Here is an 18,517-nt window from a genome sequence, read left to right as displayed (position 1 = left end):
GCTAACGTCTGCCCGACGCCCGCCTCGCGCTGCCTCGCGGGCGTTCCGTTACTATTTCGGCTGACCGCGTTCGTCGCACTGGACGAACCGCCGCCGACAGGATTTCCACAAGCAGATGCCGTCTCGCTCCGCCGCTTCCGTATCGTTCTCCGCTCGCGCCGCCCACCGCTCCGTGCGGCCGTTCAGCGCCATCGCCCTTGCAGCCGCGCTCGCCGTGTCGCTTGCCGGCTGCTCGGTCGGCCCGAATTATCAGCGTCCTTCCACGCCGATGCCGGCCAGCTACAAGGAAGCGCCGCAAGGCTGGAAAGTCGCGCAGCCGTCCGATCAGTTCGATCGCGGCGCGTGGTGGACCATCTACAACGACACGCGCCTCGACGACCTCGAAACGCGCCTGAATCAGTCGAACCAGAGCATCGCGCAATACGCGGCGGCGTATCGGCAGGCGCGGGCGCTCGTCGGCGAGGCAAGGGCTGCGTATTTCCCGACCATCGGCGCGTCCGCTTCGGCGTCGCGTTCCGGAACCGGCGCGGGCAACCGGTCGACGAGCAGTTCCAGCTTCGGCCAGCAGGGGTCGATCAACAATCAGTTCAGCCTGTCGCTCGATGCGACGTGGGAGCCGGACCTGTGGGGCAGCATCGGGCGAACCGTGAATGCGCAGAAGGCCGGGCAGCAGGGCGCCGCCGCCGACCTCGCGAACGCGCGTCTCTCCGCGCAGGCCACGCTCGCGCAGACGTACTTTCAGATGCGCTCGCTCGACGCCCAGCAAAAGCTGCTCGACGATACCGTCGGCGCTTATCAGCAATCGCTCAAGCTCACGCAGAATCAGTATGCGCAGGGCATCGTGGCGCGCTCCGACGTGATTCAGGCGCAGACGCAGTTGCAGTCGGCGCAGGCATCCGCAATCGATAACGGCATCGCGCGCGCGCAGTACGAGCACGCGATTGCGGCGCTCGTCGGCGAACCGGCGTCCACGTTCTCCATTCCGCCGATTCCGCTCGACGCCACGCCGCCGACGGTGCCCGCCGAGATGCCGTCGGCGATTCTCGAACGGCGTCCGGACATCGCGTCCGCCGAGCGCAAGGCGGCGGCGGCGAACGAACAGATCGGCATTGAAATCGCGGCTTACTTTCCGTCGCTGACGCTGTCGGCGCAGGGCGGCTTCGAGAGTTCGGTGCTGTCGCAATTGCTGCGCGCGCCGTCGCGCTTCTGGACGCTCGGACCGGATATCGCCGCGACCATTTTCGACGGCGGTCTGCGCGCCGCCCGCACCGACGCCGCCCGCGCCGCCTACGATCAGAACGTCGCGACGTATCGGCAAACCGTGCTGAGCGCGTTCCAGGATGTCGAAGACAATCTCGCGTCGCTGCGGATTCTGGAGCGGGAAATCGTCGTGCAGCAGCAGGCGGTCGAGTCGGCGCAACAGGCGCTGGCGATCATCAACAATCAGTACAAGGCGGGAACCGTCGCGTTCATCAGCGTGCTGACCGCGCAGACGACCGCGTTCACCGCGCAGCAGAAGCTCGCGAACATCGCGGGGCAGCGGATGGTGTCGTCGGTCGGGCTGGTGAAGGCGCTGGGCGGCGGATGGGACGCCGGACAGATGGATCGCGAAACGGGCGGCGTCGAAGCGCCGGCCGCCGCATCCGCGCCTTCCGCTGCGGCGACGTCGGCGGCGCAGAAGCCGGCCGTCTAATACCGCGCGAACGTCAGGGCGACGGTATCCGGATCGGTATGCCGTCCGAGCAGATTCAGCAAGCCGGCGAGATTCTCGCGCTGCTGCGGCTCGGCCTTCGCGATGCCTTCGAACGACGTCTGTCCTTCCGCCAAAGTCCCGTGGCCGGTCAGCAATAGCGGCCCTTTGGTCGTCGAAAGATCGATCGCCGCCGAGGCGCCCTGCGCCTGCAACGCCACGCGATACGACCCGAGCGGCTTCACACGCGATACGCGCGAGGCCATGTCGTCGAGCGTCACGACGAATTGCCCGTAGGCATTGCGCCCGAGCACGCGGAATTCGGTCCACGAAAGCCGCACGGTTCCGTCGAAGTTCAGCGTGTTGAACGGCGCGCCGAGGCCGGCGAGCAGCGTCGCGGGCACGGCCATCGCGCCGGGCGAAAGCGACGCGCCGCGCGGCGTGGCATCCACGATCACGGCGTCGGGCATGGCTTCGGTCTGGCGCATCGTCATGTGGACGCGGCCCGTGAAAAGCGGCAAGAACGCGGTCGTCCATTCGATGCGCCCCGGCAGCAGCGTCGCGCCGCCGCCGTCGCCGCCCGCCGCGAGCATCAGCGTCGCGGAGCCGTGCCACAGCGAACCCGCCGGATCGACGAGATTCACGTGGCCGCCCGTCGCGCGCGCGAACTGCGGCGTGATCCACGCGGCGGGCATCATCGCGAGCAGCGTGCCCGCAATCGAAATCACCATCACGAAAAGTCCCGGCAGCGCGAGCCGGATTCTGCGCGTCCAGTAGCTCATTTGACCGTGGCCGGTTGCAGCGATGCCGTCAGATCCACCTGACCGTCCGGCTGGAGCGCCGTCACGTGCGCCTCCGAGACCTGCACCTTGAACTGCTTGCGCGCGTCGTCAAGCCACATCGTCCAGTTCGGAAACGACGCGTTCTTCAACTGAATCTGCACCGCCGCGCCGATCACCTGAACCTGCGTCGGCTGCATGCCGTTGTCGGCGAGCGACTTCGCGAGCGCATCGCGCAGCGCGCCGCCGGTCGGCGTCACGCCTTCCGCGCTGCCCGCGAGCGAACGCGCTTCGTTGGCTTGCGCGGTCATCGTCGCGAGCTGGCGCTGCATGGCCGGCAGCGTTTGGCGAAGGCGCTCGCGGCCTTCGAAAGCCGGCGCCCACAGCACGAGATAAATCAACACGATGCCGAGCGCGACGCCGCCCCACAGCAGCAGCGTCTTTTCGCGCGGCGTGCGCGCTTCCCAGAACTCGGAAAGCGTCTGTCCGATTTCCGCTTTCATTGGCCGCTCCTGATCATCCATTTGCCGGTGTTGGTGTCGATTGCGCCGTTCAGGCCGTTCGCGGCGAGGCGCTTCGACAGGTCGGGATCGACCTTGGTGGTCGGCTTGAAGGTGACTTCCAGATGCCGCTCGCGATAATCCAGCCCGGCGATGCCGTTCACCGGCACCGGACCGAGCGACCGCGCGAGGCCGTCGGCGAGGGAAAGGAAATCCGATGGCGACAGCTCGCCCGACGCCACGCGCAGGCGGTCGAGGTTGCGCGACATCTGGTCGGGCGCGTCGAGCACGACGGTCGTTTTCGGGAACGCGTTGAGCAGCAGTTCGGTCATCTGCGCGGCGATGGCGTCGCGCTGACGCGCAAGCTGCAGCCATTGCACGTTGATGCCGATGATCGACACGATGACCGACGCCGCCACGAGCGCGATCGGCACGCGCAGGCGACGCATCGTCGCGCGGTCGAGCCGCCACGGCTGCGCGGCGAATTCGAACTGGCACAGGTCGAAGCGGCTCGCGAGCGCCTGCCGCGCGAACGCTTCGAACGCGAGCGGATGCGCGTCCATCATGGCCGCGCTCGTGCGCGCGGACGCGAGACGCGGCTCGTCGCCGGGCAGATCGACGAGCGAATACAGCGTGAGCGCGTGATCGCCCGCGAGCGCGGCGAGCGTCGGCGCGATGGAATCCGCCGGCAGCGCGAGCCCTTCGCCGAGCGCCGCGCCTTCGCCGCGCGCAATCGCGATTTCCACGCGCGGTGCGGTCGCCGCGGGCGCGGTCGCCGCCAGTTCGCCGATCAGCGCGGGCGCGGTCGATACCACGTTGCCGAGCAATCCCGCGATGAACGGCGTCTGCACGACGGCTTCGCCTTCGATGGCTTCGGCACCTTCAACGGGTTCGACAGCTTGCGCGACCGGCACGGGCAGGCAGCGCATGGCCGGCACCGCCTTCAGATTCCGATGCCCCGCCGACATGAACGCATCGCACACGAAGCGGAACCATCCGCGATCGATGACCGCGACCACGCGCCGCCCATCCGCGAGCGCGGCGGGATCGACCGCGATGTGACACGTCTGCGGATCCTGAATCAGCTGATCCTCGACGACGTTCGGCAGCGCCTGGCGCAGCCGCGGCCCTTTGAGCGGCGGCACGGCGGCGGCGAGCAGCAGGGTGTCGCGCGCGGCGACGATCAGCACCGTCGCGCTGGCGTGCGGCAAAAGGCCGACCGCCGCGCGGCCGGCGCGCTGCGTCTGGCCGCGCTTGTCCAGCAGCAAGAACGGCAGGTCCGGCAGATGCCATTCCTGCGAGCGCACCGCGGGATCGCGCGGCGGCAATAGAACGATCAGTGTGCTCAAAGGCCACTTCCTCTTGTCAGAAACATCGTCATCAGAGCGCGTCGCGCGTGTAGACGATGCGCGTGGTGTGCGTCGTCGGGTCGCGGTACACGAGCGTCGTGCGCTCGAGTTGCGCGCGCTCGTGGTCGACGCGCCCGTGAATCACGAAATAGCGCGTGGTGACGTCGAACTCGCTCGGATCGATCGACGTCGATTTCACGCCCGCGCCGGTCAGCGCGAGCTGCACGTTGCCGGCGTCGTGGAAGAACACCGTCTCGCGGCGCGCGACGAACGCCTGCGCCTGCGACAGACTCATGCCTTCCACCACCGCCGCGATCACTTCCGCGGGCGCGGTGTTCATGTTGACGGGCGTCGTCGTCGGCAGCACGGTCACGAACTTGCGGAGCTTCGCGACCGCTTCCGCCGAAAAACCCGGCACGTCGAGCAGCGAGTCCACGCTGATCATCTGCAGCGGCGCGACGGGCGCGTTGCTATCGGCGTCCTTCATGCCGGGATCGTCGGTGAAATTGCCGCCGCCCGTGCCGCCGCCCTGCGCGATCGCGGCCATCGTCTCTTCCGGATTGGTCGTCGCGAGGCTCGTGCCGTTGCCGGTCTGCGTCTGAAAGCGCGTGGCGGAACGCGCGAGTCCTGCGCGCATCTGCAACGCCACCGTCTTCGCGAGCGATCCGTTGATGCCGAGCAGCGTCAACAGCCGCTGGAACGACTGAATCTGCTGCACGTTGATGGTCAGCACGCCGGGCGTCGGCGTGGCGACCAGATTGCGCAGGTTGAACTTCGCCTGCGCGTCCTCGATCGAGCCGGACAGATACGTCTGCGCGCCTTCCTGCGCGCGCACTTCGCCGATCTGCCCGAGGAAATCGGAGAGCTTCGTCTTCGCGATGGGCACGCCCCACACGCCGCCGAGATACGTGACGGTCGGCGACGTATCCGCTTCGGAACGCAGAATCAGCCGCGTCCAGTCGAGCGCGCTGCGCGAAATCCACTGCGCCTGCGCAAGCAGCCGCTGATTCTCGATGCGCCGCACCTGCACTTGCTGCCGCCACAGCATGCCCGACACGAGAATGGCGGACAGCGCGACGACCAGCAGCGCGCTGATGATCGCGACGCCGCGTTCTTTTCCGTTTCGGCCCGATGCGCGCATCGTCATTCTCCGACCAGGAACACGCGCGTGATCGGCACGCGCAAATTCGGCGCGCCGACCGCCACCTGAATGCCCGACACCGCGCGCGGGAGCGGCGCGTTGCCGAGTTGCGGCACCTTCAGGTTGTTGTCGTTGTCGTTGATCTGCGAGACCACGTCGGCCATGCGCGTCGTCCAGCCTTTCGCCGGAATATAGACGCGCGCCGCCAGCGACCCCACGCCGCCCATCAGCGGCACGGCGCTCCAGCCATCGGCGGTATCGCCCGATGACAGCGCGCGCCGCACTTCGCCCACGTTTTCGAGCGGCGGCGACGCGTACCGCACGATGCGCCCGTTCGTCAGCCGATACCGCACCACCTGAAGGCGCGGCGCGGTGTTCGGCGCGAACACGCCGCGCACGATCTGCAGCGACCCGTTGCCGAGCGACACGGCGGGCTGGCCGGCTTCGTCGTCGGTTGCGGCCTGGCGCGCGTCGATGCGCATCTGGTCGAACAACTGCGCGACCACGCGCTCGTCTTCCATCGAATTCGTGATGGTCGCGCGCGAGCGAATGATCGAATCGAGCCCGCGCCACGACAGCACCGCGATCACCGCGAGAATCGCGATGGCGATGAGCATTTCCAGCAGCGTGAAACCGCGCTGCCGCCGGCCCGTGCGCCGGGCCTCAGAGCGAGCGGTTCGTTTCATTCGCCACCACCGTGACCATTTGCGCGAGATTGCCGGAACGGCCGGGCATCGACACGAACATTTCCACGCGCCGGAAAATCGGGTTCGGCGTCGCGGTGACGCGCTGCGTGCAGACGAGCTTCAGATTGCCTTGCGAGCAGTCGAACGTGCGCGAGCCGATGTCCGGAAACGCGCGCGAAAGACGAAGCTGCGCGAGTTCGTTGTCCGCGCTCCAGCCCGCGAGCAGCCGCCGATGCAAGTCCGCTTCGCCCGTCGCGAGCGAGCCGACCGCGCGCAGCGACGCCGCGAGCGCCACCGCGATGATCGCCAGCGCGACGAGCACTTCGATCATCGTGAAGCCGGCAGTTTTGGATTGCGCGCGCATCACCGCACCTGAAAGCGGCCGTTGCCGCTGCCGATGATCGTCGCGCGGCCCGCCGCCGAGACGAGCGTGATTTCCATCGGCGTATCGATGGCTTCCGTGCCGAAAACGAGCCGGCTCACCGACTTGTCCGAATCGAGGAATTGAATCGACACGCCGGTCACGCCGCCTTCCCAGCGCCGCGCGCGCAGCAGGTCGTCGCGCAGCGGACGCCAGCCGTCGTCGGTGCGGATATCGAAGCGAAAGCCGCCGTCGGTCGGCTGCCACGCGATCGGCCGCGCGCGCACTTGCGCTTCGTCGCCCGCGGATTCGAACAGCAGCGCGAGCCGCTGCGCTTCCTCGTTCAGATCGGTGCGCGGATTGCGGGTGAGCTGCAGCGACGCGAGCGACACGAGCAAGCCCGCGATCACCAGCACGACGAGCATTTCCAGCAGCGTGAAACCTGCCTGACGACGCGCTTTTCGATGCCCGTTCACGCTGATCCTCAACTACGCGATGACTATTGCCACGAGCCGACGTCGGCATCGTTGCCTTCGCCGCCCGCCTTCTGGTCTGCGCCGTAGCTGAACACGTCGATTTCGCCGTGCACGCCCGGATTCAGATATTGATACTGGCCGCCCCACGGATCGGCCGGCAGGCGTTCCAGATAGCCGCCGTCCTTCCAGTTGTTGGGCACCGGCTCCGTCGACGGCTTCTCGATCAGCGCGCGCAAGCCTTGCTCTTGCGTCGGATAGCGGCCGTTGTCGAGGCGATACAGCTTCATCGCCTGCATGATGGTGCCGATGTCCTGCTTCGCGGCCACGCGGCGCGCTTCGTCCGGACGGCTCATGATCTTCGGCACGATCAGCGCGGCGAGAATGCCGAGAATCGCGATCACGACCATGATTTCGATGAGCGTGAAGCCCCGTTGACGGCGCGCCTTGGCCTGAGTGATTTCCATGCGGCGTTGCGTCCACATTTGCATGACTGCTACCTCGTTGTTGATTCTGGGCTTGCGCCCGCTTTTGATTAAAGAATAAGCGGCTTGACGGATGACCGGAGCCGCCGGGGATTCTATCCATCCCTGAACGCCGCGCCGTGACAGCAGTCAACGCGCGACGCAGCGATCGCCGCGCGGTCAGCGCACGTAGATCGTCGGTCCGGGCGGCATCGGCGGCAGGAAAATTTCCGACTTCGTGCCTTTGCGATCGATGATGATCGAACGCGGCCGCACTTCCGAGAGCTTCACGCCCTGCGTGAGCGCGCTGCCGAGCGACACCGCGCGCGCCGGTTCGCCGCCGTAGCTGACGATGGCCGCCGCGCCGCCCTGCAACGCGAGAATGCCGAACAGATGCACGTCCGAGTTCGCCTGGCGCTCCAGCTGTCCGCCGAAAATGGTCGCGGCCTGTTCGACCGACGGCGTGCGCGTCGCGGCGGCGGCGGGCAGCGGCGCGGTCTGGCGCGAGGTCAGCGTGACGACCCAGTACGTCACCGTCACGCAAAAGAGCGCGAGGGCGGCAAGCGTGAGCAGGCGGGTTTGCAGGGCGTTCATTACTGCACCAGATTATTCAGTTCGATGATCGGCAGCATCACCGCGAGCACGATGACCAGCACCACGCCGCCCATCGCCAGAATCAGCAACGGTTCGAGCAGGCTCGTCAGGAACATCGTGCGGCGTTCGAGCTCGCGCGCCTCGCCTTCGGAGGCGCGGTCGAGCATCGTGGTGACGTCGCCGGTGGCTTCGCCCGAGCGGATCAAATGCACGAGCACGGGCGGAAACGTCTTCGTGTTGCCGAGCGCGCGCGACAACGACGAGCCTTCGCGCACCCGCACGATGGCGTCGTCGACGTTATTGCGCATCGCGGTATTGCTGAGCGTTTCGCCGGCGGCTTGCAGCGCGCGCAGGATCGGCACGCCGGCGGCGGTCAGAATGGCGAGCGTGCTCGCGAAACGCACGGTGTTATAGCCGCGCACCAGCTTGCCGACGAGCGGCGCGGTGAGGAGCCAGCGGTCGAACGCCATGCGCGGTCCGGGCCGCGACAGAATGCGCCGCACGAGCCACGCGACGATCGCGACGCCGATCAGCACCGCCCACCAGTAACTTCGCACGAAGGCGGAGAGCGCCATCATCATCACGGTGAGGAAGGGCAGCGCCTGCTTCGTGCTGGCGAACACGTTCACCACTTGCGGCACGACATAGCTCAGCAGGAACGTGACGATGCCGAACGCGATGATCGTCACGATGCCCGGATACGTGAACGCCAGAATGATCTTCTGCTTGAGCGCATTGCGCTGCTCGATGTAATCGGCGAGACGCGACAGCACGAGCCCGAGCTTGCCGGTGTGCTCGCCCGCCGCTACCAGCGCGCGATAAATCTCGGGAAAGTCCTTCGGATGCTGCGCGAGCGCATTGGCGAACGAATGGCCGCCGAGCACTTCGGCGCGGATCGCGGCCATCAGTTCGCGGATGTAGTCGCGTTCGGATTGCTCGGTCAGCACCTGAAGCGTTTCGCCGAGCGGCAAGCCCGCGATCAGCAGACTCGCGAGCTGGCGCGTCAGAATGGCCTGTTCGCGCTGCGACAGACGGCGCCCGAGCGACAGCCGCTGCTGACGCTCGCCGCGCGTGCGCGTGCCCGCGGCCTCGACGACGAGCGGCGTCAGCCCTTGCGTGCGCAACTGGCTGCGCGCGGCGCGGGCGCTGTCGGCATCGAGCACGCCGGTCTGCGTCTTGCCCGCGTGGTCGATCGCTTCGAAACGGAAAGCTGGCATACGTTACGCTCCGCCCTTAATCGCCACCGGTCACGCGCAGCACTTCTTCGAGCGACGTCACGCCCGCCGCCAGCCAGCGGTCGCCGTCCTCGCGCAGCGTGCGCATGCCGTTCGCGCGGCCCGCCGCGAGAATCTCGGCGTCGGCGGCGTTGCGATGGATCAGCGGACGAATGGCGTCGTCGATCAGCAGAAGTTCGTACACGCCGCGACGGCCCACGTAGCCCGACTGGCCGCATCGGTCGCAACCGACAGGATGCCAGTGCTTCACGCCGTCTTCTTCCTCACGCGCTTCCTTGCACACCGGACACAACTGGCGCACGAGCCGCTGCGCGAGAACGCCCAGCAGCGACGACGCCAGCAGATACGGCTCCACGCCCATGTCGGTGAGACGCGTGACGGCGGATGCGGCGTCGTTCGTGTGCAGCGTCGCGAGCACCAGGTGACCGGTCAGCGAAGCCTGCACCGCGATCTGCGCGGTTTCCAGGTCGCGGATTTCACCGATCATGATGATGTCCGGATCCTGACGAAGAATGGAGCGCAGCGCCCGCGCGAACGTCATGCCGATGCGCTCGTTCACCTGCGTCTGCCCGATGCCCGACAAATCGTATTCGATCGGGTCTTCCACCGTCATGATGTTGGTGGTCGTGGTTTCCAGCCGCGACATCGACGCGTAAAGCGTGGTCGTCTTGCCGGAACCGGTCGGCCCGGTCACGAGCACGATGCCGTGCGGCTTGCCGATCAGCTTGTCGAAGTGGACGAGCGTGTCGCGCGCCATGCCGAGCGTTTCGAGATTCAGGCGCTGCGCGTCTTTTTCGAGCAGACGCAGCACCGCGCGTTCGCCGTGGCCCGTCGGCAGCGTGGACACGCGGACATCGACCGGACGGCCGCCGACGCGCAGCGTGATGCGGCCGTCCTGCGGCAAACGTTTCTCGGCGATATCGAGCTGCGCCATGATCTTGATCCGCGAGATCAGCGCGCCGTGCAGCGCCTTTTTCGGGCGCACGACGTCGCGCAGCGTGCCATCGACGCGAAACCGCACGACCGACGCGTTCTCGAACGGCTCGATGTGAATATCCGACGCCTGTTCGCGCGCCGCCTGCGTGAGCAGCGCGTTGATCATGCGGATGATCGGCGCGTCGTCTTCGGATTCCAGCAGGTCTTCGACTTCCGGAATGTCCTGCATCAGACGCGACAGATCGACTTCACCTTCCACTTCGCCGACAACCTGCGCCGCGCTGCCGTCGTTGCGGGCATAGGCGGAATTGATCGCGGCGGCGAGTTCGTCGGCGGGTTTGCGCTGAATCGACAGCGCGCCGAAATTGCGCGCGACTTCGGCGAGCGCGGCATCGGTCGTGCGCTCGCTGATCCACACTTCGATGCTGTCCGCATGCTGATGCGCGAGCAGAATCTGCCCGGTCCGCGCGAAGCCGTAAGGCACGAGCCGCGCGGCGAGCGGAGACGCGGCCGTCGCGGCCCCGTGCTCGGCCGCATCGGCGCTGAGGTTCGTGCTTTCGGCTACCGCGTTCACCGTGCTCACGGTCGGGCTCCTGTCGGACTGCTTTCGAGCGGCTGCGCGCTCGGCATGTTGTTCGGCACCGCGTAGTTGCTCGTCGCGGCGTTGCCCGGCAGGGCGTTCGTCGCGGCGTTGCCAGGCATCGCGTTGGTCGCGGCGTTACCGGGCATGACGTTCGTCGCGCCGTTCGCGGGCGGCGGATTCGTGCTCTGCGGCGCCTGCTGATACGGCTGCGGCGCGGGACCGGCGTTCGGATCCTGAGGCAGCGTCGTACTCGGCACGCCGCGCGTCAGATTGTTCCAGTCCAGCAGATTCTGGGCCGGCGCGCCACCGCCTTCGCTCGGGCCGAGCGGCTTCGGCGGCATCATCGGAACGTTCTGATCCTTGATGAGGCGGTTATCCGTCGTCGATCCGTACTGTTGCTGACGCAGATAGTCGTAGCGCGTATTCGCGATCTGCGTGGCCGTCGCCTGATCGCGCACGATGACCGGGCGCAGGAACACCATCAGGTTCGTTTTCGTGCGCGTCTTGCTTTCGCTGCGAAACAGACTGCCGATGAACGGAATGTCGCCGAGCAGCGGAATCTTGCTGTTGTTGTTGTTGTACTGATCCTGCATCAAACCGCCGAGCACGACGATCTCGCCGTCGTCGGCCAGAATGGTCGATTGCACCGAGCGCGTATTGATGGTCACGCCGCCCGGATCGTTCTTGGTGGTCGCATCGACGCTCGAATCTTCCTGATAGATCTGCATCTTGAGCACGCCGCCTTCGGTGATCTGCGGCTTCACGTGCAGCGTCACGCCGACGTCGCGGCGGTCGAACGTGTTGAACGCCGTCACCGACGTCGCCGCGTTCGCCGTCGGCGTCGCGTACGAACCGGTCACCACCGGCACGTTCTGGCCGACGACGATCTTCGCTTCCTCGTTGTCGAGCGTGATGAGATTCGGCGTCGAAAGGATGTTCGCATCCGCCGACGTGGACAGCGCCTGCAGCAGCCCGCCGAGACCGAACAGATTGCCGAAGCGGTGCAGCAAGCCGATGTTCAGGCCGTTCGCGAGCAGCCCGGTCGTCGACGTGATCGACGACGGATTCTGCGCGATCGCATTGCCCTGCACGGTCAAATCGAAGATGTTCGTGTTGCCGGAGCCGAAGCTCGAACTGCCGTAGAGCGCGTTGTTGCCGCCGTTCGACAGCAGCAGACCTTGCCACTGAATGCCGAGGTTCGCGCCCGTCGTCGCGGAAAGCTCGACGATCAGCGCCTCGATATAGACCTGCGCGCGGCGCGCGTCGAGCTGGTCGATCACCGTGCGCAGGTTGCGGTAGACGGGATCCGGCGCGGTGATGATGAGCGAATTCGTCGCGGAATCCGCCTGGATCATGCCGCCGCCGCTCGTGTCGTTACCGGTGTCGCTGTCCTTGTTGGACGAGAAGCCGGTGTCGCGATTGGAGCCCGAGCCGGACATCGGATTGTTGCCGGTGCCCGAGCTGTTGCTGCCGAAGCCGCCCGGCAGCGGCGGCGTGCCGGCGGTTCCCGTCGATGTCGACGAGTTGCCGAGGCCGCTTTGTCCGAACGAGCTCGACGCATTCGAGCCCGAACTCGACGAATTGTCCGAGCCGCCGCCGCCCTTGCCCATCATGGCGCGCAGCGTTTTGGCGAGGCGCGTGGCGTCGGCGTTGCGCAGCGCCACGACGTGCATGTTGCCGGGTTCGGACGTGGGCGCGTCGAGCTTCTTGGCCAGCGCCTTCGCAGCCGCGAGGCGCGCGCTGCTCGATGCGCGGAACATCAGCGAATTCGTGCGCGCGTCCGGCGTGACGGTGACTTTGAGCGTCGCGTCGGTGCTGCCGATGGTGCCGGGATCGAGCAGCTTGTTCATCTGCTCGGCGACGTCGATGGCGTTCGCGTTCTTCAGCGCGACGACATCGACTTCGCGGCCCGCCGCGGTATCGATGCCCGCGATGATGCCCGCGATGCGCCGCACGTTGTCGGCGTAATCCGTGACGACGAGCGTGTTGTTCGCCGGATAGGCGGCGATCGTGTTGTTCGGCGAGATCAGCGGGCGCAGCACCGGCAGCAGGTTGTTCGCCGATTCGTTGCGCAGCGTGAAGACCTGCGTGATCACCTGATCGCCGCGCGCGCCGGGCGCATTGCCCACGTACGTCGGCACGCCTTGCAGCTTGGCGTCGGCTTCGGGGACGACTTTCAGAACGCCGTGATCCTGCACGAGCGCGAAGCCCTGCATGCGCAGCGACGACTGCAGCGTCTTCAGCGCCTGTTCCTCGGGCACCGGATTTTCGGAGACGAGGTTGAGCTGCCCCTTGACGCGGGGATCGACGATGATGGTTTTGCCGGTGGCCGCACCGATCGCTTTCGCGACCTGGTCGATATCGGCGTTGACGAAATTCAACGTCACTTGCGCGTGCGCGGCTTGCGCGACGATAAGTCCCGCCGCCAGCAGTGCCGTCGCCATGCGACGCAGTGCCATAGGTTGTCTTCTCATGGATGTGATGTCTGAGCCGGATCTCAAAAAAAATTAGCCGGCTAAGGCAGCACCGTTCGCCAATCCGAAGGCGCTGCCGACCGAGGTGCGAGCGTTTTCGCCCCACCACGATTATTTATAAAAATGTGACGATAGCAGCTTTGTGTAACGAATTTGTTCAAATCGCCGACGCAGATGCTCGCAGTCGCCAAGATTCCGGCTGACTGCCGAATGATTCCCGGCGCGTCTCAAGCCTTCCGAAAGCCTGCCGATACACCGTATGGCGGGTTTTCATCGGACGACCGAAAATCGCACGGGTTCCACGCGGGATCCGCGCAGGTGCCGGATTGTAACCCGAACACATTACTTTATTATTCATACGTTTAGCTGCGCATTGCCGCGCTACCGGACCGCGATTGTTTCACTTCCCGCGTTCCCTTGGACCTATGTCGGCTAGCCAACTTATGGCCTGAAACGTCAGCCGGTATGATACGGGCGGTTCCGCTTGGCTGGCGCGTGCGTAACGGGTGGGTTTTCCCGATGGCGCTCCGGCGCGGACATTGAATTTTCTGGCGTGGGCGCTTGGCGCGCCGCGTCGGCGGTATGACGTTCCGCACCGGGCGGATGGAGTAGAAACACGATGAAGAGATTCCTGCGATTACCTGTGATAGCGTGCGGCGCGATGTTCGCGGCCGCGTCCGCTCACGCCGACTGTTTCGACGAAGCGGCGAAGTATCAGAAGGTGAATCCGCTCATACTGCGCGCCATTGCCTGGCAGGAATCGCACAACCGGCCCGACGCCATCAACAAGAACGCCAACGGTTCGACCGATTACGGGCTGATGCAGATCAACTCCATCCACCTGAACACGCTGTCGCAATACGGCATTTCCAGCGGCACGCTCATGGAGCCGTGCAAGAGCGTCTATGTCGCGGCCTGGCATCTGCGCCAGAAAATGAACAAGTACGGCAATTCGTGGCAGGCGGTCGGTGCTTACCATTCCGAAACGCCTGCGCTGCGCGACAAATACTCGTCGCAGATCATCGAAATTCTGCGGCGCTGGAAGCTCCTGCAAGCCTCGAAGTAAATCCCGCCATCGGACGGACGGCGCGCCGCTTTCGTCACATTTGATGCAAAATCGTTGCTTCGACCGAAGCGCGTCGCACCACACCGCGACGCGCTCGCCGCATGCCGCCGCTCGATCCGCGAGCATTTCCTGCCGCACTTCCACTGATCCCTCGCAATGAACCAGACACCACTGCCAGTCACCGTGCTTTCGGGCTTCGTCGGCGCGGGCAAGACCACGCTGCTCGATGCGCTCCTCGCCAACGGCCAGAACGTGCGCGTCGGGGCGATCGCGGGCCGTTCGCCGCACGACATGGAACAGGCGATCGTCGAACTCGCGGAGCAGCAGCGTTTCGATGCGATCGTGATCGAATCGACGGGTATCGCGAACCCGATGGACATCGCCGAGCATCTCGCTTTCGGCGACGACGATCAGGCCGCGCTCGCCGGGCGCGCGCATCTCGATACGTTCGTGACCGTCGTCGATGCAGCGAGCTTCATGCGCGATTACGCATCGGCGGATTCGCTGGCGGAGCGGGGCATCGACATCGACGAAGAGAACGGCGACGAAGGCAAGACGGTCGTCGAAACGCTCGTCGAGCAGATCGAATTCTGCGATGTGATCGTGCTGAACAAGACCGATCTCGTCGGCGAAGAGGAAGTCGAAAAGCTCGCGCGCGTGCTGCGCGGTCTGAATCCCCGCGCCGTGCAGATCCGCGCGCAGTTCGGCCGAACGCCGCTCGACGAAGTGATCGATACCGGCCGCTTCGATTTCGATACGACGGCGAGCGCGCCCGGCTGGCTCGCGATTCTGAACGGCGAACACGAATCGGATGATTCCGATGCCGTAGAGCATTTTGTGTATCGCGCGCGCAGGCCGTTTCATCCGGAGCGGCTCTGGAATCTGCTGCATCAGGAATGGCCGGACGTGCTGCGCGCGAAGGGCTTTTTCTGGCTCGCGACGCGCAGTGTCGTGGGCGGATCGCTATCGCAGGCGGGCGGCACGCTGCGTCATGGTCCGGCGGGCGTGTGGTGGGCCGCGCAAGACCGCAGCGAATGGCCGACGGACGATCCCGAACTGGAAGCGGAGATCGTCGCGGAATGGTTCGGCGATCCGGATGACAACAGCATCGGCGATCGGCGGCAGGAGCTGGTGCTGATCGGCCTCGATCTCGATACCGACGCGTGGCGCCGCAAGTTCGACGCATGCCTGCTCACGGACGACGAATGGGCGGCAGGCGCGGAAAACTGGCAGCGCTTCAGCGATCCGTTTCCCGCGTGGGACGTGGAAGAGCACGACCACGGCGATCACGATCATGCGCACGATCACGGCCCCGACTGCGGCTGCGACGATCACCAGCACTGAGGACGAAAAAAAAACCCGCCGATGGCGGGTTTACGAACTTCGTGGTCTCCGGCTTATCTCCGCACATGCGGAAGAACCTGACTAACAGGTGCTGCTAGAGGCGCTGGCATGCGGTACTGCTGGCAGTGCTTGAAGTGCTGGGAGGCGCTGCGCAACGTTGCGGGAAGCGCCACACGGCAAGAAAACTTACTTCTTGTTCACTGCGTCCTTGAATGCCTTGCCGGCCGTGAACTTGACCGTCTTTGCCGCCGGAATCTTGATGGATTCGCCGGTCTTCGGGTTACGGCCGGTGCGCGCTGCGCGCTTTCCCGAACCGAAGCTGCCGAAACCGATCAACTGCACCGCGTCACCTTTCGAGACAGCCTTCTTGATCACTTCGAGCAACGTGTCGAGCGTTTCGCCCGTTTGAGCTTTGCTGGCGCCGGTCTGAGCGGCTACGGCGTCGATCAATTCCTGTTTGTTCATTAAGGTTCCTTTATCAGTTTAGGTTGACACGAACAGCGCGAACGCGCCGATTATACGTGCGCAAGCCGTGCAGTCGAGTGGGGGCGGCCTTCTGGCGTGCCCGCCGGACGAATAGGCGCGGTTTCGCGCCACTTCACTGGCATTGCCTCACATCAAAGCTCTCGCGCCGCCTTCGAACGCGGCGCTTCGTATGATAGCGCAGCGCAAATCCAATCAGGACAAGGGTTTCAAAGATTTACCCTTATGTAACCAGGGGTTGCGGACGGCTTTTTGACGCGCGATCTTCGCGAGCCGGCAAGTCCTTTCCGAGCGCGTGCTCGATTCGCCGCCCCGCGTTGGTTTTTGCCAACGTTTAGGCGTGAAAAGCCTTGGCCGGCAGCGCCGGAGGCCTTGTCGCGACTGGCTGCGATGCGTGCTGACGCGTGGGCCAAGGATCGTCTTTCGGTCTTCGCCAAGCGCGGGCGATACAGTGTCGAGTTGATCTCATCACCGATGCCCGACGCATGACCGAAACATCGCCGCCCTGCGAGCCGCTGCTCGCATTCCACACCCTTTCTTCGCGCTGGAAAGGCAAGCGCAGCTTCACGTTCGTCGATGCCGACGCGCATTTCGGCAGCCAAAGCGCGTTGTTTTCGGTTTGGCGTCGATGGCGCGCGTGCGATGAGCGGAGCGAGCGCCTTCATCTCGTGGCCGCTGCGTCGCTTGATGCGCCGCACGATAGCGACCCGCTCGCGGCCGAACTCGCGCGAGCGTTGCCTTGGCGCGTGCCGGGCGTGCATCGGCTGGAATTCGATGCGGGCCGCGTCGCGCTGACGCTCGTCATCGGCGATGAAGACGACATGCTGTCGAAACTGTGGCTGCGCGCGGATGCCTTCCACTTCGACGCATCGCAACACGACGATCCGCGCAAGCTCTGCAAGACGCTCGCGCGCTTCGCCGCCGACGGCGCGACGGTCACGGCGTCAGCGCCCGAGTCCGCGCAAGCCGCGCTGCTGAAATTGCTCGCCCATTCCGGCTTCGATACCGCCGCCACGCCCGATGGCATGACGGGCCGCTTCGCGCCGCGCTGGCGAGTCCGCCGTCACGAACCGCCGGCCGCCAGCGATGCCCCGGCGCGCGAAGCCATGGTGATCGGCGCGGGGCTCGCGGGCTGCGCGGCGACATCGGCGCTCGCGTCCCGTGGATGGCGCGTCACGCTCATCGACCGCCATGCGTCGCCCGCGCGCGATGCATCGGGGAATCCGGCGGGCGTCTTTCACCCGATTGTCTGGCGCGACGACAGCATCGCCGCACGGCTGACGCGCGCCGCGTTTCTCCACACGCTCGGCAGATGGCACGCGCTCGAAGCCGCCGGCCACGACCTGCGCCGCAGCCGCGCGGGCCTGCTGCAAATCGCCGATACACAAGAAGACGCGCAAGCGCTTGCCGCCGCCATCGACCGGTTCGGCTATCCGCGCGAGTACGTCGCCGCAATGTCGCGCGATGAAGCCTCGCGCGTGGCGGGCGTCGATGTCGCGCGCGGCGGATGGTTCTTCCCGCACGGCGGCGCCATTTCGCCGGCCGCCGTCTGCGCGGCGCAACTCGCCGCCGCCGGCGATGCGCTCGCCGCGCGCTGGAACACGGAAGTGGCGCGCATCGAGCGCGACGGCCGCAACTGGCGCGCGTTCGACGCGAGCGGCGCGGTCATCGGGCAAGCGCCGGTCGTCGTGCTGGCGAACGCGCACGATGCCGCGCGCCTCGGCCATCTTTTCGGCGATCCGACGCGCGGCGTGCGCGGCCAGCTTTCGATGCTCGACGCGAGTCCGCTCGACGCGCTGCGCGTGCCCGTCATCGGCGACGGATACGCGGTGCCGCTCGGCGAACGGCGCACGCTGATCGGCGCGACCTACGACATCGACGACACCGATCCGCACATCCGCGACGCGGGGCATCAGGAAAACATCGAGCGCGTCGGACGCATGCTGCCGGCGCTGGAAAGCGCATCGGTTTCGCACGGGCGCGTGGCGTTTCGCTGCGTGACGAGCGACCGCATGCCGATGATCGGCCAGCTCGCCGACGAAACCGCCGCCCGCCGCGACGCGCAACGTCTATCGGGCGCGTGGCCGCTGGATCTGCCGCGCATCGACGGTCTTTACGGCGCGTTCGCGTTCGGCTCGCGCGGCCTCATCTGGGCGACGCTCGCGGCGGAACTCATCGCGTCGCAGATGGAAGGCGAGCCGTGGCCGATCGAACGCGAACTGGCCGAAGCCGTCGATCCGGCGCGATTCTTTTTGCGAGCGTTACGTCACGGAGAGATCGGCGCGGCGCAGTTATCCTCGAATCGCTGTGGATAACCCGGCGAATTGCGCCAGAAAGAGCTGTGCACGCGTTGTGCACG

Annotated in this window: 17 protein-coding genes; 4 read left to right on the top strand and 13 right to left on the bottom strand. The window is 66.0% G+C overall.

Translation table 11 applies throughout. From position 1 onward, the window contains the following. Positions 1-115 precede the first annotated feature (115 nt). Positions 116-1,693: an efflux transporter outer membrane subunit gene (locus NCR39_RS13880; protein WP_250452680.1), complete on the top strand. Its 1,578-nt coding sequence runs from the start codon at positions 116-118 to the stop codon at positions 1,691-1,693. Here the strand turns inward: NCR39_RS13880 and NCR39_RS13875 are convergent. The 12 genes from NCR39_RS13875 to gspD all read right to left on the bottom strand — a co-directional run bounded on the left by NCR39_RS13875 (position 1,690) and on the right by gspD (position 13,250). Further along, positions 1,690-2,472, bottom strand: a complete 783-nt coding sequence (locus NCR39_RS13875) for a type II secretion system protein N (RefSeq protein ID WP_250452679.1) — start codon at positions 2,470-2,472, stop codon at positions 1,690-1,692. The two genes, NCR39_RS13880 and NCR39_RS13875, sit on opposite strands and share 4 nt — an antisense overlap. Further along, positions 2,469-2,972, bottom strand: a complete 504-nt coding sequence (locus NCR39_RS13870) for a type II secretion system protein M (protein ID WP_250452678.1) — start codon at positions 2,970-2,972, stop codon at positions 2,469-2,471. The genes NCR39_RS13875 and NCR39_RS13870 overlap by 4 nt, the downstream gene beginning before the upstream one ends. Further along, entirely contained in the window at positions 2,969-4,318 is a 1,350-nt protein-coding gene (gene gspL / locus NCR39_RS13865) for a type II secretion system protein GspL (RefSeq protein WP_250452677.1), read from the bottom strand. Before gspL ends, NCR39_RS13870 begins: the two co-directional genes overlap by 4 nt. A 31-nt stretch (positions 4,319-4,349) precedes the next feature. Further along, positions 4,350-5,465, bottom strand: a complete 1,116-nt coding sequence (gspK, locus tag NCR39_RS13860) for a type II secretion system minor pseudopilin GspK (RefSeq protein WP_250452676.1) — start codon at positions 5,463-5,465, stop codon at positions 4,350-4,352. After that, positions 5,462-6,145, bottom strand: coding sequence for a prepilin-type N-terminal cleavage/methylation domain-containing protein (locus NCR39_RS13855; protein ID WP_250452675.1), 684 nt, complete (start codon positions 6,143-6,145; stop codon positions 5,462-5,464). Before NCR39_RS13855 ends, gspK begins: the two co-directional genes overlap by 4 nt. Next, the gene (gene gspI / locus NCR39_RS13850) at positions 6,123-6,509 is read right to left on the bottom strand and encodes a type II secretion system minor pseudopilin GspI (RefSeq protein WP_250452674.1); all 387 of its coding nucleotides are present in this window, start codon (positions 6,507-6,509) and stop codon (positions 6,123-6,125) included. The genes NCR39_RS13855 and gspI overlap by 23 nt, the downstream gene beginning before the upstream one ends. Further along, a complete protein-coding gene (locus NCR39_RS13845; protein WP_250452673.1) occupies positions 6,509-6,982 on the bottom strand; it encodes a GspH/FimT family pseudopilin in 474 nt (157 codons plus the stop codon). The genes gspI and NCR39_RS13845 overlap by 1 nt, the downstream gene beginning before the upstream one ends. A gap of 23 nt (positions 6,983-7,005) precedes the next feature. Beyond that, positions 7,006-7,470, bottom strand: a complete 465-nt coding sequence (gene gspG, locus NCR39_RS13840; protein ID WP_040052801.1) for a type II secretion system major pseudopilin GspG — start codon at positions 7,468-7,470, stop codon at positions 7,006-7,008. Between the two features lie 153 nt (positions 7,471-7,623). Then, complete coding sequence (locus NCR39_RS13835) at positions 7,624-8,037, bottom strand: type II secretion system protein N (protein ID WP_250452672.1); 414 nt, start codon at positions 8,035-8,037, stop codon at positions 7,624-7,626. Beyond that, positions 8,037-9,254, bottom strand: a complete 1,218-nt coding sequence (gspF, locus tag NCR39_RS13830) for a type II secretion system inner membrane protein GspF (protein WP_250452671.1) — start codon at positions 9,252-9,254, stop codon at positions 8,037-8,039. Before gspF ends, NCR39_RS13835 begins: the two co-directional genes overlap by 1 nt. Before the next feature lie 16 nt (positions 9,255-9,270). Beyond that, complete coding sequence (gene gspE, locus NCR39_RS13825) at positions 9,271-10,782, bottom strand: type II secretion system ATPase GspE (RefSeq protein ID WP_250452790.1); 1,512 nt, start codon at positions 10,780-10,782, stop codon at positions 9,271-9,273. Positions 10,783-10,787: 5 nt separating this feature from the next. Continuing rightward, the gene (gene gspD, locus NCR39_RS13820) at positions 10,788-13,250 is read right to left on the bottom strand and encodes a type II secretion system secretin GspD (protein WP_250452670.1); all 2,463 of its coding nucleotides are present in this window, start codon (positions 13,248-13,250) and stop codon (positions 10,788-10,790) included. Between the two features lie 634 nt (positions 13,251-13,884). Between gspD and NCR39_RS13815 the strand changes: the two genes are divergently transcribed. Next, positions 13,885-14,331, top strand: a complete 447-nt coding sequence (locus tag NCR39_RS13815) for a lytic transglycosylase domain-containing protein (RefSeq protein WP_250452669.1) — start codon at positions 13,885-13,887, stop codon at positions 14,329-14,331. 156 nt (positions 14,332-14,487) lie between these two features. Further along, positions 14,488-15,675 (top strand): GTP-binding protein, encoded by a 1,188-nt coding sequence (locus tag NCR39_RS13810; RefSeq protein ID WP_250452668.1) that lies wholly within the window; start codon positions 14,488-14,490, stop codon positions 15,673-15,675. 186 nt (positions 15,676-15,861) lie between these two features. Here NCR39_RS13810 and NCR39_RS13805 read toward each other — a convergent pair whose 3' ends face one another. Next, positions 15,862-16,140: an HU family DNA-binding protein gene (locus tag NCR39_RS13805; protein ID WP_035962086.1), complete on the bottom strand. Its 279-nt coding sequence runs from the start codon at positions 16,138-16,140 to the stop codon at positions 15,862-15,864. A gap of 503 nt (positions 16,141-16,643) precedes the next feature. Between NCR39_RS13805 and mnmC1 the strand changes: the two genes are divergently transcribed. Next, on the top strand, positions 16,644-18,473 hold the full coding sequence (gene mnmC1, locus NCR39_RS13800; RefSeq protein ID WP_250452667.1) for an FAD-dependent 5-carboxymethylaminomethyl-2-thiouridine(34) oxidoreductase MnmC1: 1,830 nt from the start codon (positions 16,644-16,646) through the stop codon (positions 18,471-18,473). Positions 18,474-18,517 lie beyond the last annotated feature (44 nt).

Origin of the sequence: Caballeronia sp. ATUFL_M2_KS44 (genome assembly GCF_023630965.1) — a bacterium.
Taxonomy (GTDB): Bacteria; Pseudomonadota; Gammaproteobacteria; order Burkholderiales; family Burkholderiaceae; genus Caballeronia; species Caballeronia concitans.
Note: the sequence above shows the minus strand (reverse complement) of the source record. Positions and strands in the feature narration are given on the sequence as shown.

Excerpts from the sequence above, each read along its gene's own strand:
- NCR39_RS13870 (WP_250452678.1), bottom strand. The coding sequence starts at position 2,972 with ATGAAAGCGGAAATCGGACAGACGCTTTCCGAGTTCTGGGAAGCGCGC.
- NCR39_RS13805 (WP_035962086.1), bottom strand. The coding sequence starts at position 16,140 with ATGAACAAACAGGAATTGATCGACGCCGTAGCCGCTCAGACCGGCGCC.
- gspF (WP_250452671.1), bottom strand. The coding sequence starts at position 9,254 with ATGCCAGCTTTCCGTTTCGAAGCGATCGACCACGCGGGCAAGACGCAG.
- gspI (WP_250452674.1), bottom strand. The coding sequence starts at position 6,509 with ATGCGCGCGCAATCCAAAACTGCCGGCTTCACGATGATCGAAGTGCTC.
- NCR39_RS13875 (WP_250452679.1), bottom strand. The coding sequence starts at position 2,472 with ATGAGCTACTGGACGCGCAGAATCCGGCTCGCGCTGCCGGGACTTTTC.
- NCR39_RS13855 (WP_250452675.1), bottom strand. The coding sequence starts at position 6,145 with ATGAAACGAACCGCTCGCTCTGAGGCCCGGCGCACGGGCCGGCGGCAG.
- mnmC1 (WP_250452667.1), top strand. The coding sequence starts at position 16,644 with ATGACCGAAACATCGCCGCCCTGCGAGCCGCTGCTCGCATTCCACACC.
- gspG (WP_040052801.1), bottom strand. The coding sequence starts at position 7,470 with ATGCAAATGTGGACGCAACGCCGCATGGAAATCACTCAGGCCAAGGCG.
- gspD (WP_250452670.1), bottom strand. The coding sequence starts at position 13,250 with ATGGCACTGCGTCGCATGGCGACGGCACTGCTGGCGGCGGGACTTATC.
- NCR39_RS13810 (WP_250452668.1), top strand. The coding sequence starts at position 14,488 with ATGAACCAGACACCACTGCCAGTCACCGTGCTTTCGGGCTTCGTCGGC.
- NCR39_RS13880 (WP_250452680.1), top strand. The coding sequence starts at position 116 with ATGCCGTCTCGCTCCGCCGCTTCCGTATCGTTCTCCGCTCGCGCCGCC.
- gspK (WP_250452676.1), bottom strand. The coding sequence starts at position 5,465 with ATGACGATGCGCGCATCGGGCCGAAACGGAAAAGAACGCGGCGTCGCG.
- NCR39_RS13815 (WP_250452669.1), top strand. The coding sequence starts at position 13,885 with ATGAAGAGATTCCTGCGATTACCTGTGATAGCGTGCGGCGCGATGTTC.
- NCR39_RS13835 (WP_250452672.1), bottom strand. The coding sequence starts at position 8,037 with ATGAACGCCCTGCAAACCCGCCTGCTCACGCTTGCCGCCCTCGCGCTC.